This window comes from Occallatibacter sp. (genome assembly GCF_049510455.1).
Lineage (GTDB): Bacteria > Acidobacteriota > Terriglobia > Terriglobales > Acidobacteriaceae > Telmatobacter.
Genome location: NZ_JBEKYX010000010.1, coordinates 1 through 14,212, shown reverse-complemented (window position 1 = coordinate 14,212; position 14,212 = coordinate 1). Strand labels below are relative to the sequence as shown.

Here is a 14,212-nt window from a genome sequence, read left to right as displayed (position 1 = left end):
GACTCGGGTTCCATTGCGCCTTATGCAAAGCTCACCCGATAGGCAGCGCGCGGCTGCAGCGTGCATCGCACGGTTCTCTCGTTGACCCGCTCCAGTTGTGGATTTCCGTCGCCCATAATATGGTCAATCCGCTGGTTTGCCGGCGCGCGCAGCGTGAATAAACCTCCCGAATCCGCGCGCAGGTTTGCGCGTACAGCACGTCCGCTCTGCCACTCAAGATCCACTTGCAGCGCGCCACGCGCACGAAGGCCTTTGACCTCGCCCTGCGGCCAGGCAGTTGGCAGCGCCGGCAGAAACTCGATGAATCCGGCATGGCTCTGCAGCAGCATCTCGGCCATCGCAGCCGTTGCGCCAAAGTTGCCATCGATCTGAAAGATGCTCTTGCCCTTGCCTGCCGGATGCGTATCGAGCAGCGTGGAATTGGTGCTGTGCTTCATCAGCATTTCCAGCGACTCCCACGCCTTGTCGCCATCCTTCAGGCGCGCCCAGAAAGCGATAGCCCAGGCGCGGCTCCAGCCCGTATAGGCGCCTCCGTGGGCAAGCCGACGCTCAAGAGAGACGCGTGCGGCGCGCGATAACTCCGGGTTGAGGTCCGGCGTAATCTCCGCGCCAGGATAGAGCGGATACATGTGCGACATGTGCCTCTGACCCGGCTCGCTCTCTTCAAAATCCACGCTCCACTCCTGCAGTTGACCGTAGCGCCCCACTTTGTATGGCAGCAGCCGCGCGCGAGCTGCCTGGAGCTTCGCGGCAAACTCCGCCGCAAATTCCGCATCGGGGCCCAGCTCTTTTGCGGCTGTAATGCAGTTGGCAAAAAGCTCGCGGATCAGCGCCATATCCATGGCGCATCCCGCGCTGGTATTGGCGGATTTTCCATCCGGCGCAAGGAACGAGTTTTCCGTGGAGAACGATGGACAGGTTGTCAGATGCCCGTTGCCATCTTCAATCAACCATGCCAGGCAAAACTCCGCGGAAGATTTCATCAATGGATAAGCGCGCGTGCGTAGAAACTCGCGATCGCCGGTAAACAGATAATGTTCGTAAAGGTGCGCGCAGAGCCACGGGCCGCTCATCTGCCAGTTGGCCCACGTTGGCTGCCCCACGCCCATGCCGACAGGATTGGCCGTGCGCCAGATATCAATGTTGTGGTGCGAAACCCAGCCGGGCAGGCCATAGGTCTCTTCCGCTGCGCGGCGGCCGGTCTGGCTGAGACCCTGCACCAGATCAAAGAGCGGCTCCGCGCAATCGCTCAGGTTACAGCTCTCCGCAGGCCAGTAGTTCATTTCAATATTGATGTTGGAGGTCCAGTTGCAGCTCCACGGCGGCTGCACCTGAAAGTTCCAGATGCCCTGCAGATTCGCAGGCTGCGAGCCGGGCCGCGAGCTGGCGATGAGCAGGTAGCGGCCATATTGAAAGTAAAGCGCGAGCAGCGATGGATCGGGTGTATCTGCAAAAGCTTTCAATCGCTCATCGGTGGGTAATGCCGTTGCGGCAGTGCCGGAGCCAAGGTCTAACGCGACACGTTGAAACAGCCTTCGATGATCAGCCTGGTGCCGTTCAAGCAGCGTATCGTAACTGCTCTTCATCGCTCCATCCAGTTGCCTGGTCGCATTTTGTTTTACTGTTTCCAACGGCAGGTCTGGATTGTGGTCGAAACCGCGAAAGCCTGTGGCCGCGGTCAGCGTCACGGTCAAAACTGTTGCGCCCTCCACTCGCAGGCGACCGGCCTCGGCATGAATTCTGCCTCCTTCACTGCGTGCGTGCACTGCTACCGCAAAGTACATGCCTTCGCCTGCGGCATCGGAAAAAACAGCCCCCTTTTCGCTATCGGGATGCCCCGCGCCCGGCACATGACTCGCTGCTTTGCCTTCGAGCAGCAGCCGGCCTTCTGCTGCGCCCTGCGCGGACTCCGTCACCTTCCGCATCAGCGCACCGTCCATCCATAGCGTTGCGTTCAGCGCTCCAGCGCTGCTCGCCGTCAAGCGCAGCACAATTGCCTGGTCCGGCGCCGATGCAAAGACCGCGCGAACAAACTGCACGCCGCCCGCGCTGTAGTTTGTTCGCGCCATCGCGGCATCCAGATCCAGCTCGCGGCGATAATTGGTCACCGTCTCCGCATGCACGCAATCCACATGCAGCAATCCGGCGGGCTGATACGCCTCGCCAAACATTCCCTGCAACTCATGGCACAGCTTGTCCGCCAGATGATAATCCTGCTGCTCAAGAACCGCCTTGCGAATCCCCGGCAACGCTTCTTTCGCATTACGCCTGTTGCCGTCTGCGGGATGCCCGGACCACAACGTATCCTCGTTGAGCGCCAGCGTCTCCCTGGCAGGGTCCACCTCGACCGCCACGTCGGAGCAATCTGCCATCGTTCCTTTGGCAGGCTCAGGGCTCACTGCGCCGCCTCCAAAAACCATCGCCCCAAAGCGTCCGTTGCCAATGGGAAGGGCTTCTACCCATTGCGTAGCGGGCTGGCGGTACCAGAGCTTGAGAGCAGTGTTCTGCATCTCTGCCGGTTCCGCTGCGTGCAGGCTTTTTCTTAACGCCAGCGCTCCAGCGGCGGCGGGAGCAGAAGCTAAAAAACGGCGGCGCGATATGGATTGCATGATTTCACACTTCCTGTGAACTGTGTTGTGGTGGACAAAGTTATGGATGCATATCGAGAACTGGCTTGCTGAGCATATCGCGTCGGAGTTATGGCTGGCTCAACTTGCCTGCTGCGCGTGTATTGCCGCAGTCTGCATCCTTGCCGTGTACACAAATAGCGCAGCCACGCTTCTCTTCGAGCTGAACCAATTTCTACACATCCCGGAAAAGCTCCTTTCTTCCTTATAAATTAATGCGCGGGATTCGAGCTTGAGCGTATCCATGTACAATTCTGGCAGCCTGGAACTCTGATTCCGGCTTCACGTAACAACCCCAGATTTTCTGCCCCGGTAGCATGGGGCTCTTAATGGCCTATGACTGCGCCGGAACGGCACGGAGGCGCATTTTTCTGTTGAGCTGGATTCTTGCAGATGGTTAAGTTGATTGCGCTGTATACGGCGGGGCTGAGTTTCTTTTTTACAGGCATTGCCGGCATTTCAGATAATTTGCGGCAGTTAAGCGGGCAGCGTTTCCGAAATCTGCTGACGCGGACAACCAGCGGGCAGGTGCGCGCCGGGCTGCTCGGCATAGTGGCGGGCGCCGTAACGCAGAGCACCTCGGTGGTCACGTTCATCCTGTCGGGCATGGTGTCGAGCGGATTGCTGCCGCTGAGCCGGGCGCTTGTCGTGCTCTCCTGCGCCAACATTGGCACCGCGGCGCTTGTGCTGGTTGCCGCGGTCGATCTTCATCTTCCCATCCTGATGCTGATCGGCATTTGCGGCACGATTCTGGCGTTCAAGCTGCTTGGCAGGTGGAAGCCGTGGATTGCCGGACTGCTTTCTATCGGGCTTGTCTTTTTCGGGCTGGACATGATGAAGCAGGCCTTCAGCCCGCTGGCCGGATCGCATGGGCTGATGACTGCTGCGCGGTTTTTTGACCGATGGCCGGATGCCGCATTTGTTGTGGGCCTGCTGATGCGCAGCGTGATTCACTCTTCGGCCGGCTGTGCGGCCATTATCATCACGGTCGAAAAGGTCGGACTGCGAACCGAGTTTCCGGCGCTCATGGCAATTGCGGGCCTGGGGCTGGGCGCGGCGGTCGCGATGCATTTTCTAACCAGCACACTGCGCGGCATTCCCAGGCAGATTGCCTGGTATCAGATTTTTTCAAATGCCATTGCCGCCATCCTTTTGGGCGCGCTGCTGCTCATCGAACGAGAGTCGAGCTTGCCGCTGCTGCAAGCAGCCTTCACAAAACTCTCACCCACGCTGCCGGGTCAGATTGCGCTGATGTTTCTCACGCTGAATCTGACGATTGCAGCGGTAGGCATCGCCGGGTTGAAATGGGCGCCAAAGTGGCTGGCAAAAATTTCACCGGCGACGCCGGAGCAAAGCCTGTCGCAACCGATGTATCTGCAACCGGAGGCCTTGCGTTCTCCTGAGGCGACGCCGGAGCTGGTAGCACTGGAGCAGATGCGAATCATGCTCGCGCTCAGGCGCTATCTGGATATCGTGCGCGGTCGTGAAAGCGTAACGCTGAAGTCTCTGCATGACGCAGCCGGCGTGCTCGAAGGCGAGATTACAAGCTTTCTTGCGGCGTTGGTGAAGCAGCCCATCGCAACAGATCTGGCGGCGCGGGTGATTTCGTTTCAGCACAAAGAGGAAACCCTGCGGGCGCTGGATGAAAATGTCTTTCTGTTTGCCGAGACGCTGCAACACTATGCCGGGAATGAGCTGGCCATGACACTTCTGGAAGCGCTCGATACGATTCTTCTCATGGCCAACGATGCGCTTACAACGCGCGATTTTGTGCGCATCGACTTGCTCGTACGCGTTACCGATGATCGCGGCAGCATGATGGAAGAAATGCGCGATCGGATGTATGCGGATTACGCCGAAAAGACAAAGGAGATTGCCGCACTACATTACGCCACAAGGCTCTTCGAGCGCAATATATGGCTGCTGCGGCAACTTGCCTTATGGCTTCGCGTGGATGCGCGCATGACTGCCTGATTATTTTTGCGGCAGCTATGGACGAAAGTCGAGAATCGGCTTGTCGGAAAATTTCAGCGTGGGATTGCTTTTGCCTTCAAGGTCAAAGATGACGACGCTGTTGCGGCCTCGCTTCAAAAACGGCGCGGGCAGGTACAGTGCGCCCTGCGGGCCGATCTTCCAGAATCGCCCCAGCGGCGTGCCATTCACCCACACCATGCCTTTGCCAAACGCGCGCGTGTCGATAAATGTATCAGCGGGCTGATCGACGTTGAAGCTTGCTTCGTAAAAACACGCTCCCTCGCATGGCCTCTCCGCAAACGGCAGCGTGCTTGTCTGCTGCATGGGCAACGAATACATCAGCCAATGCGCCAGCGCTTTGCCGCCCAGCGTCGCTTCATGCGTAATTCCGGTCCATTCCATTGGAAACTGATGCCCAAAGTTCACGCGGCCCGAGTTCTCGACGAGGATGTCGAGCTGCGCAGGATCATGCGCAATCGCCAGTGTCAGCGTGTCCTGCGGCAGCCGCCGGTCCAGCGTGCCAATCAGCTCGCCATCGAGATACACCTGCGCGTACTGGTGCAGAGCATCGAGTTTTAGTTCGCCACTCTGCGCCGCATCTACCGTTGTGCGATAGAGAATGTACCCATAGTTCTGCCCCAGCGCTTCCATTGGTTGCACATCGCTCGATTTCACTGGCCCTGGCAGGCTCGCAAACAACGATGCTGAGCGCGTGAACTCAACGGAGGCATACGCGCGTGTTTCAATCGGCGCAGGCGGTGCGGGCGGCACAACGCCAGTTGCCTTTGCAATCGCTTCGCGGAAGAGCGCATACTTCGGCGTCAGCTCGCCGCTCTCGCTTACCGGCGCGTCGTAGTCATAGCTGGTCACGGTTGGCTGATACTTCTTGCCGTCCATGTTTGCGCCGTTCATCCAGCCAAAACTTGTGCCGCCGTGAAACATATACAGATTCACGCTGAAGCCCTGCTCCAGCATCCACTTCAGCTCGTCGGCCTCAGTCTTTGCGCTCTCCGTGTGATGCTGCTCGCCCCAGTGATCGAACCATCCGGCCCAGTATTCGCCGCACATGCGCGGTCCCGTTGGGCGAAATTTTTCAAGCTTGGCAAACTCTTCCTTCGCGCCGCCTGTGCCGAAGTTAATCACAGCGGGAAGCTCCGGCAGCGTGCCATTCGGAAGCTCATCCGCGCCGTCCGCCGTGTACAGCATCGACTTCGTAAATCCCGCATCGATCAGTGCCTGGTGAATCTGCTCCATGTACGCGTGATCCGATCCAAAACTGCCGTATTCGTTCTCTACTTGTGTTGCAATGATTGGCCCGCCGTTGCCGCTTTGCAGTGGAGCAAGTTCCTGACCCAATCGATGCAGCCAGCGCGTTGCCGGTTCCATGAATGCTGAATCGGAGGTCCGCACCTTGATATTAGGATTCTTCAAGAGCCATGCGGGATAGCCGCCAAACTCCCACTCCGCGCACACGTATGGACCGGGACGCAGAATTACATATAGTCCTTCCTGCTGCGCTTCGCGGATGAACTCCGCCACATCGTTCTGCCCGCTGAAGTCGTACTTGCCTGGCTCCGGCTCATGTAGATTCCAGAAGACGTACGTCTCCACGGTATTCAACCCCATCGCTTTCGCCTTCTTCAGACGGTCACGCCAGTACGCGCGCGGCACACGGGCATAGTGAATTGCGCCGGAGATGATCTGAAAGCGCTTGCCGTCCAGCTCAAAATGGTCGCCCACCGCATGCAAGACGTGATCCGAGGGCGCAGGCTGCGCGCATAAAGCGGCTGCGCCGGCAATCAGCGCCAGTACCGCGACAACAATTCCGAATCTCTTGTTCACTGCGGCAGCGCCTCCAGCGTCAGCACCTGGAACGGGCCTAATTGAAACGTATGCGGCTGGCCCGCGCGCAGATCCATCGCGGGCGTAGCAGCATCCGCGGCCCACGGGCTGTGCGCCTTGTAGCGGCGCGGCGCACCTGCGGGCAGCTCAAAGATCTGCTCCACATTGAGCGAAATCGTCTGCGGCTTGTCACTCGGATTGCGCAGCGTCAAAATCCCTTTCGCAGCCGACCATGAGGCCCATCCATACACCTGCAACCAGCGCGGATCGCCGCCCACCCAATGCGTGTCTTTCAGCGTTGCCGCATTCGTGCGCGACCATTTCGCGCTCTCCGCCAGCACATCCCAGTTGGCATCGCTCAATAGCTTCGGCGTAATGTACAGCTCCTGCAATTGCGTGCCGGTGCCAAAGTAGCTGCGGACTTCATTCGCAAAATCGTTGCCCGGATCGGTTGAGAGATGCGGCGCCTTCTGCGCATACACAATGCCGTGCAGCATCAGCGAGTTCAGTGGATAGAGCGGTCCACGCTTCACCACCTCGTCATACACATCCGCATCGCGATAGGTGATCCACTTTTCGCGCCACGTTCCCACGCCCTCGTGTTCCGTGTCGTCGCCGCCACGCCAGATGGAATCCGCATACATCAGCCAGAAGGGCGAGGGATACGTGCCCGTCGTCAGGTTGATATAAATGTCCGGCTTCAACTGCCGCAGATCGCCGATCAAATGAATCGCCGCGTCAAAGTCGCTTGAAAACTGGCTTCCCTTGATCACCTGGTCCGCGTTGCCTGTGCCGTCGAGCTTGAACTGGTTGATCCCGTACTTCGTCACCAGCTCCGTCACTGCTTCGTGGAAGCGCGCGTAGTATTTCGGCCCGGAGAGCGCGAGCAGCCCGCCGGCCAACTCATACCCATCGCGCTTGGCTGTAGCCACGCGCTCATCTTTCGGCTTGCCGTAGCCGCCCCACGGCGAAAGCCAGATCCCGGGCGCGGTGCCGTACTCCGCAGCAGCCTCTTTGAGTGGTGTAAACCCATCCTTAAAGTCTGAGCGGATTCGCCACAGATCGTTATGATCGTCCCAGCCATCGTCAAAGAGATACGAATCCAGCGTCACGCCGCGCTTCTTGTTCAGCTCATCGCCAATCTCATGAATGCGCGTCAGCGCGTCCTGCTGTGTGTATTGCGTAAAGAAGCCAATATCGAACCAACTGTTGTAATGCAGGAACGTGCGATATGGATGCGCGCGCTCGCGCTCAATGTACGCAAGAAAATCACGCCGCAGTTGTGCTTTGCGCGCAATGCCAATGACCGCGGAGTACGTTGCGGCCTGATGCGCACCCAGCGGCACCGCAATCGAGAGCGCGCTTACACCGCGATTGCCCACGACACTCGATTCGCTCAACGGATGCTCGAAGCCAAGAAAGAAATCTGCCTTGTCTTCACTTGCCACCAGCGGCGAACCATTCACCGTGCCCGCAACCTCCATCCCCGGCGCGTGCGCATCAATCAGCCGCACTCCCGTGATGCTCACCGGCTTATCGCCCGCTGTAATCGTCAACGACTGGCGCACATAATTCGATCCCTCGCGCAGAATCAGCGACCAGACCGCATGAAACTCGCCCTGCGGGTCGGCAAGCTGATAATGCACCGCTACACCTGGCACACGGTCGGAGAATCGTGAAGCCCCAGGCTCCGGCTTCAGTTGCTCTACGCTCGGCTCGCCTTCAGGAGTCAGCTCTGCCGTGTTCAGCACGCCGCGATCTTTGATGGAAATCGCAAACGGGCTCTCCAGCACAATCGCGCTCTGTTCTCCGCGCACGGTCAACGCCGCAGGCCGATTACCGTGGGCCTGCCATTCGGCAACAATTCCCGCGCTACGGACACTGCCGCCGTTCGCGTCCAGCCTGGCTGTCTGCGCCATGCAGAGCTGTAGGGGCAGCACGGCGCCCATGCAGGCAGCCACAACACTCAGGCAGGCAAAAGTACGCGGCGACCGATGGATCACCTGACACTCCTCTTTGCGCAAAATGGATTGCGATTGTACCCAGTTACGCTTGATAAATCTCGATGGTCTGCACCACGCGGCTGATTGCCCCATTCGGGCTCGGCGTATCCGGCATGAACCCAAGCTGCAGTGACGAGAACAAGCCCATCAACTGCCCGAAGATTACATCCACCACCGGCAAATAAAAATCCGGAATCTTCCATTGGCCTCGCGGCGCAAGAAAATGCTCCGCCGCTCCGCTCTGCTCAAGTGCGCCGCCGCTGCCCGCTACAGCCACGCGTGTCCTTACCAGCCGCTTCTCGCCAATCTCCCGCAGCAGATCGATCTCATAGTTCCGCCGCGCCTCTGATCCCGGCAAAAAGCTTACAAAAAGTGTTTCCTCATCCAGTGCCGCCATGGGGCCATGACGCAGCCCCAGCGTGGACTCCGACATCGTCTTCACCTGGCCAGCCGTAAGCTCCAGCAGCTTCAGCGCGGACTCCTGCGCCACGCCGGCCAGAAGACCTGAGCCCACAAAACAGGCCCGGCTGTAACCCTCCCGCGCAAGCTTCTCCGCAATCTCCGCCGCGCGCGGAAGAAAATCCCGCCCTGCCTCCACAATCTCCTGAAAGATCGGCTCGTAGCTCTCCGCGGTAAACGTGTGCGCCAGCAACTGCCCCGCCAGCACCATGTTGGAGAAGGAACTCGTCATCGCCAAGCCGCGATCGTTCGTCGCATCCTCCAGCACTATGCCCAGGCAATTCGGCCTTCCCTGCACCATCCCGATCTCGCGTCCTCCCGCATTGCAGGTAATCACCAGGTGATGCATATCCGGCAGCTCGGCCAGCGCTTGTTCCAGCACCGCCACGCCTTCCGGGCTATCCCCGGAGCGCGAAAAATGTATCCAAAGATACGGCTTGTCCGGAACCAGGTAGTCCGAGAAATCCGTAAGCAGGCTGGTGCTTGGAACCGGAATCACCTCGCACTGCCATTCGGCGCGCAGCAGATGATGCAGGCACCGCCCAATATAATCCGAAGTTCCCGCGCCGATCAGAAGCACCGTTGGCCTCCGTCCGCTGGCGCTCATCAGGCCTGTGGCCTTGAGAAAGGCGGCAATCTCATCCTGCCTGCTTGCAAGAAGCGAGAACGTCTTCTGCCATGTGTCGGGCTGCTGCGCAATCTCGCGCGGAGTATGCACGGTTCCCCGCTGTGCCCGTCGGGCAGCCGGTTCAGCGAGCAAATTGGATAAAGGATCCATTCTGTACCTTCCAGAAACTACCTGAAAACATTGGATGCAAAGTTCGACGAACCTGTCGATATATTACGAATGATTTCTTTTGCAGGCAAGATATGAAAGTAAATGTGCTTTTTGAACAGTTGTTGCTCCGGATCATACGCGTAATTGCTTCAGACGTAATCTTGCCTCTGGAATAGCATTCCCGTGGGCAATTACAATACCGGCTCAGGCATCCAATTGAAACAAGCGTTTTTACGAGCTGACACAACGTGCTAAGCGAAGAACGACAGAGAGCCATTCTTGAGATCCTCAACCGGGAGGGCCGCGTTCTGGTCGTGGACCTGGCCCAGCGTTTCCATACGTCACAGGTTACGATTCGCAAGGATCTTGAAACCCTTCACGCCAGGGGGCACGTCTACAGGACCCACGGCGGCGCGCTGACTGCCAGGGGCAATGTCCTTGAAGATCCCAGCCTGCTCGACAAAGAAAAACTTCATCGCGAAGAAAAGAACGCCATCGCCGCGGAGGCCGTCAAACTGGTCTCTGAAGGCCAGGTCGTCATTCTCGATTCCGGCACCACTACCACCGCCATTGCCCGTGCCCTCCGAAACTTTCAGAGCCTCACCGTCATTACCAACGCGGTCAACATTGCCGTTGAGCTTTCCGGAACCAATATCGAAGTCATTCTCACCGGCGGGAATGTGCGAAAGAATTCTTTCTCGCAAGTGGGTCCGCTGGCTGAAGAAACCCTGCGCAAGCTGAGCGCCGATATCTTCTTTCTCGGCGTGGACGGCTTCGATGTCGACTTCGGGCTCTCTACCCCGAACCTGCTTGAGGCACGCGTCAATCGCGCCATGATGGACGTGGCGCGCCGCACCGTCGCCGTCTGCGACTCCAGCAAATTTGGCAAGCGCAGCCTCTCGCTCCTCTGCCCCACAGCCTCGCTGCATCATGTCATTACAGATCGCGGTATCGCCAAGACCGATCTCGCCGCACTCCGCAAAGCAAGCATCGAAGTCACCGTCTGCTGAGCGCTGGCATGATGACACGCGGCACATTCCAGAGCTGGTACCACCTGGCGCTCTTCGCCATCGTTTTTACAGGCGGAATCGCGGCTCGCTACTGGAGGTTCTTCCTCCAATGGCTGAACGGCATCCGCGGGCAGGACTGGACAAAAATCTCTGCTGTCGTGGATGTCGTCAGCGTTGTCGCGCAAAAGGAGCAGGGCCAATCCGGAGAGCGCATCGTCGGCTACGTCGCCACACTCACCTACTTCTATCGCAATCCTGAACTGCAAATGGGTGAGTTCTGCCGGATGCTCGATACGGAAGCAGAAGCTCAAAGCTGGGCAGCTTCTTATAAGGGCCGCAACATCATGGTTCACGTGGATCCGCGCGACCCGTCACGATCTGTGCTGCGAAAGGAAGACCTCTAAGCACGAGTGCCCTGGCTCCTTCAACAGAGCCTTCAAACTTTGCGGCATTGCAAGCTCTTCCCTCTACCGCTTCAACAGCTTGAGCGCATTCTCCCGATACACCTTCCTGAGCACATCGTCCGGCAGAAACAGCCCATAGATATTCCACCGTCCCTGCCGCGAGGTATGCGAGGGATACTCAAAATACTCATCCGCCGTCTCAAGAAAGCGGAAGTAAAGCCGGTACATCGCGTCTTCCGGCAGCAGGTCCGTGCCGAACAAAATCCGATCGGAATACTTCAGGAAAAAATTCCGTGCACGGTACGGTTGCCGTCCCAGTTCCGGCGTGCGCGCACTGATGTCGATCATCAGATTCGGCAGCGCATCCAGCTGCTCGCCAAGCCACTGCAAATTCTCACTGCATTCCGCGCAGTGCGCGCCCACAAACGTCACCTCCGGGTGCCGGGCTATGACTCGATTTCGCTGCTCGATCAGCTCGCGCTTCGTCACCGGCGAATCCTGAAAGCCCCACTCCGGATGCGCGGCCAGCTCCTCGTACCGCTCGTTGTGCTGGTCAATCGGCTGAAAGAATGCCGTCGGGTCCGCCGTATGAAACATGACCGGCAGCTTCCACTCGCCGCACGCTGCAAAGATCGGCGCAAAGCGCTCATCGTCAATCCGCAGCAGCTTGCCGTCGGCATCGCGCACCGTCAGCCCAAAGTCCTTCCAGAACTTGATTCCGACAGCGCCATGATCCAACATCCGCTGGATGCGGTCGAGCGTAGCCTGCACAAAATCCGCACGCGTCACATCGCTCCAATCCATCCATCCGATTGAAAAGAATCTCTCCGGCGCAGCGCCATGAAAGCGGTCCATCATGGCAAGGCCCTCTTCGCCGGTCCGCATCGTAATGTTCACCACCCGTTCCACGCCGCACCGGTCCATAATGCCCAGCACCTTGCGCGGCTCCGTCGAATCCAGATGATTGTGATAATCAATTGCCGGAAACTTCGGCTTCTCCACCACCGTCACCGCAGTGGTCAGCGATGAGCGCGGCTGAAAGCTGCTCAGCGGCAGATCTACTTCCGCCTTGGCGCTCACCATATCTACAAATTTGTCCTGCATTGCAGACTCCTCATTGCCCGGCGAACCAAACCACCTCACGATACGGCAACGGGCTTGCTCCGTCCGTCCAGACAGCAGGTGAATTACATTTTATTACGATTTATTTCGGATGATTGACGGCAATTCTCGCACCCACCTACACTCAAATCGGTACATCGCACATCGCATGAAAAAGCTTGATATCGCAATCGCTGGAGAAATCAATCTCGATCTCATCCTCTACGGTCTGCCCACGGAGCTGCCCGTCGAGCGCGAGCTGCTGGCTAGCGATTTTCAGTTGACCCTGGGCAGCTCTTCCGCCATTCTGGCGCACAATCTTGCCGTGCTCGGCGCGCAGGTCGGCTTTATCACGCGCGTCGGCGCAAATTCCGAAGCAGACTCACTCGGCCCCATCGCGCTCAATCGCCTCAAGGAATCCGGCGTCGATCTGTCGCGCGTCACCCACTCCACCGGCTCGGCATCCACCGGTGTCACCCTCATCCTTCCGCATGGCGCCACGCGCCGCATGTTCACCTATCCCGGCGTCATGGCTGAGATGTCGCGCGCCGATCTCGACTACGCCTACCTTGCCTCAGCCCGCCACTTCCATCTCTCATCACTCTTTCTGCATCGCGGTCTCGAAAAGGATCTCCCGCAACTCTTCTGCGATCTCAAGCGCGACGGCCTCACCATCTCGCTCGACACCAACGACGACCCCGAAGACCGATGGGAAGGCGTGCTGCATGAGCTGCTCGATTACGTTGACATTCTCCTGCCCAACGAAAACGAAATCCTCAAAATCGCTCGCCGCAATACACTCGATGAAGCTCTCACCACGCTCTCAGCCAGGGTGCCTGTAATCGCTGTGAAGTGCGGCAAAAACGGCGCGGTGGTACAGGCCGAAAGCAAGCGCATCATTGTCCCCGGCGTTCCCGTCACTCCCATCGATACCATCGGCGCCGGCGACAGCTTCAACTCAGGCTTCCTCTTCGCATTTCTGCGCGGCGCAAGCTATGAAGAAGCAGCGCGCGCGGGCAACATCACCGGCGCGCTCTCCACGCTTCGCCCCGGTGGTACAGAAGCCTTTCGTGATGTCACCCTCCGCAATCAGTTCCTGCGCGAACACAACTTCGCGCACCTGTAATCACGAAGCAGTAATCGCCGCACTTACCCCACGCACCACTGTGTAAGCATCGCCCTCAGGCCGCTCCGCATAGCGATTCGTCCGCTTCGCCCAGCTCTCATGCACTGCAAACCAATCAATCGCCTTTGCCGATTCGTTTTTCTCAAGCGCCGTCTGCAGCGAGTCGAAGTACAGCTTCCAGCGCTCCGCATAAAACTCCAGCAGCCCATTCCATTCGCGATTCGCATAGTCATGAATGTTCGTAGGCGCAGAGGCAGCCGGACCCCACTCCACCAGCAGGCTGCGCGCATCGAACTCGAACTCATCCTGCTCCGCCGTTGTCTTTCCTGCAGCCCGCGCAGCAGCCAGCCAAGGCCCCAGCAGAAACGCCTTATCCGTGCCGACGATTTTATTGAGAAGCGCAATCTTTTCCATCCACCTCGCCGTCAGTTCACGAAATTTCGCAGCATCCTTCGCCGCATACACAGCCTGTATCTCTGGCAGCAGCACGCGGCTCTGATTCGCCAATGTCTGCCGCGCCACATCCACTAGGTCATAGCGATACGCCGAGCTCGCCCGCAGCTCAGGCTGCGTCTCAAGCAACGGCCCAATCGCAGATGCAAACACCGCAAGATCGTATCTCGGCTCATGCGGGCTCCACGTTGCGCCGGAGTTTGCACTCAGGCTCGGCTGCGTAGAAAAGAGATTGTCATGCGACTCACTCCACTCGCCTGCCTTCTCGTTGTATGCAGTCGCGCGCAGCACATCCCACGCATGCGCCGCATTGGCGTCGCGTCCACCGTAACGATACGCAGACCAATCCGCAAACCACTTCGCCAGATCGAGCCGCTCCCGACGCCAGGCCAGCTCCGTCAGCAGCGCAAACGCCGCAGGATTGTTGCAGCTCGC

10 protein-coding genes are annotated in these 14,212 nt (G+C 58.6%); 4 read left to right on the top strand and 6 right to left on the bottom strand.

The window, feature by feature from the left end:
- Positions 1-20: 20 nt before the first annotated feature.
- Positions 21-2,609 (bottom strand): glycoside hydrolase family 95 protein, encoded by a 2,589-nt coding sequence (locus ABSG47_RS03250; protein ID WP_424166317.1) that lies wholly within the window; start codon positions 2,607-2,609, stop codon positions 21-23.
- Between the two features lie 411 nt (positions 2,610-3,020).
- On the opposite strand from ABSG47_RS03250, the gene ABSG47_RS03245 reads away from it, so the two are divergent.
- Positions 3,021-4,601 carry a Na/Pi symporter gene (locus ABSG47_RS03245; RefSeq protein WP_424166315.1) on the top strand — a complete coding sequence of 527 codons (1,581 nt, stop codon included), beginning with the start codon at positions 3,021-3,023 and terminating at the stop codon, positions 4,599-4,601.
- 15 nt (positions 4,602-4,616) lie between these two features.
- Here ABSG47_RS03245 and ABSG47_RS03240 read toward each other — a convergent pair whose 3' ends face one another.
- Genes ABSG47_RS03240 through ABSG47_RS03230 form a run of 3 tightly spaced genes read right to left on the bottom strand, consistent with a single transcriptional unit; the run spans position 4,617 to position 9,683 of the window.
- The gene (locus ABSG47_RS03240; RefSeq protein WP_424166313.1) at positions 4,617-6,443 is read right to left on the bottom strand and encodes a glycoside hydrolase family 35 protein; all 1,827 of its coding nucleotides are present in this window, start codon (positions 6,441-6,443) and stop codon (positions 4,617-4,619) included.
- On the bottom strand, positions 6,440-8,446 hold the full coding sequence (locus ABSG47_RS03235) for an alpha-galactosidase (RefSeq protein WP_424166310.1): 2,007 nt from the start codon (positions 8,444-8,446) through the stop codon (positions 6,440-6,442). Before ABSG47_RS03235 ends, ABSG47_RS03240 begins: the two co-directional genes overlap by 4 nt.
- 43 nt (positions 8,447-8,489) lie before the next feature.
- Entirely contained in the window at positions 8,490-9,683 is a 1,194-nt protein-coding gene (locus ABSG47_RS03230; RefSeq protein WP_424166307.1) for an SIS domain-containing protein, read from the bottom strand.
- Between the two features lie 248 nt (positions 9,684-9,931).
- On the opposite strand from ABSG47_RS03230, the gene agaR reads away from it, so the two are divergent.
- Complete coding sequence (gene agaR, locus ABSG47_RS03225) at positions 9,932-10,693, top strand: transcriptional repressor AgaR (protein WP_424166304.1); 762 nt, start codon at positions 9,932-9,934, stop codon at positions 10,691-10,693.
- 8 nt (positions 10,694-10,701) lie between these two features.
- The gene (locus ABSG47_RS03220) at positions 10,702-11,097 is read left to right on the top strand and encodes a DUF3592 domain-containing protein (protein WP_424166301.1); all 396 of its coding nucleotides are present in this window, start codon (positions 10,702-10,704) and stop codon (positions 11,095-11,097) included.
- 63 nt (positions 11,098-11,160) lie between these two features.
- Here the strand turns inward: ABSG47_RS03220 and ABSG47_RS03215 are convergent, their stop codons facing one another.
- Positions 11,161-12,201 carry an amidohydrolase family protein gene (locus ABSG47_RS03215; RefSeq protein WP_424166298.1) on the bottom strand — a complete coding sequence of 347 codons (1,041 nt, stop codon included), beginning with the start codon at positions 12,199-12,201 and terminating at the stop codon, positions 11,161-11,163.
- 166 nt (positions 12,202-12,367) lie between these two features.
- Here ABSG47_RS03215 and ABSG47_RS03210 point away from each other — a divergent pair, with 166 nt between their 5' ends.
- Complete coding sequence (locus ABSG47_RS03210) at positions 12,368-13,324, top strand: carbohydrate kinase family protein (RefSeq protein ID WP_424166296.1); 957 nt, start codon at positions 12,368-12,370, stop codon at positions 13,322-13,324.
- Here ABSG47_RS03210 and ABSG47_RS03205 read toward each other — a convergent pair.
- On the bottom strand, positions 13,325-14,212 hold an 888-nt coding region (locus tag ABSG47_RS03205), incomplete at its 5' end, for an alpha-N-acetylglucosaminidase C-terminal domain-containing protein (protein WP_424166293.1).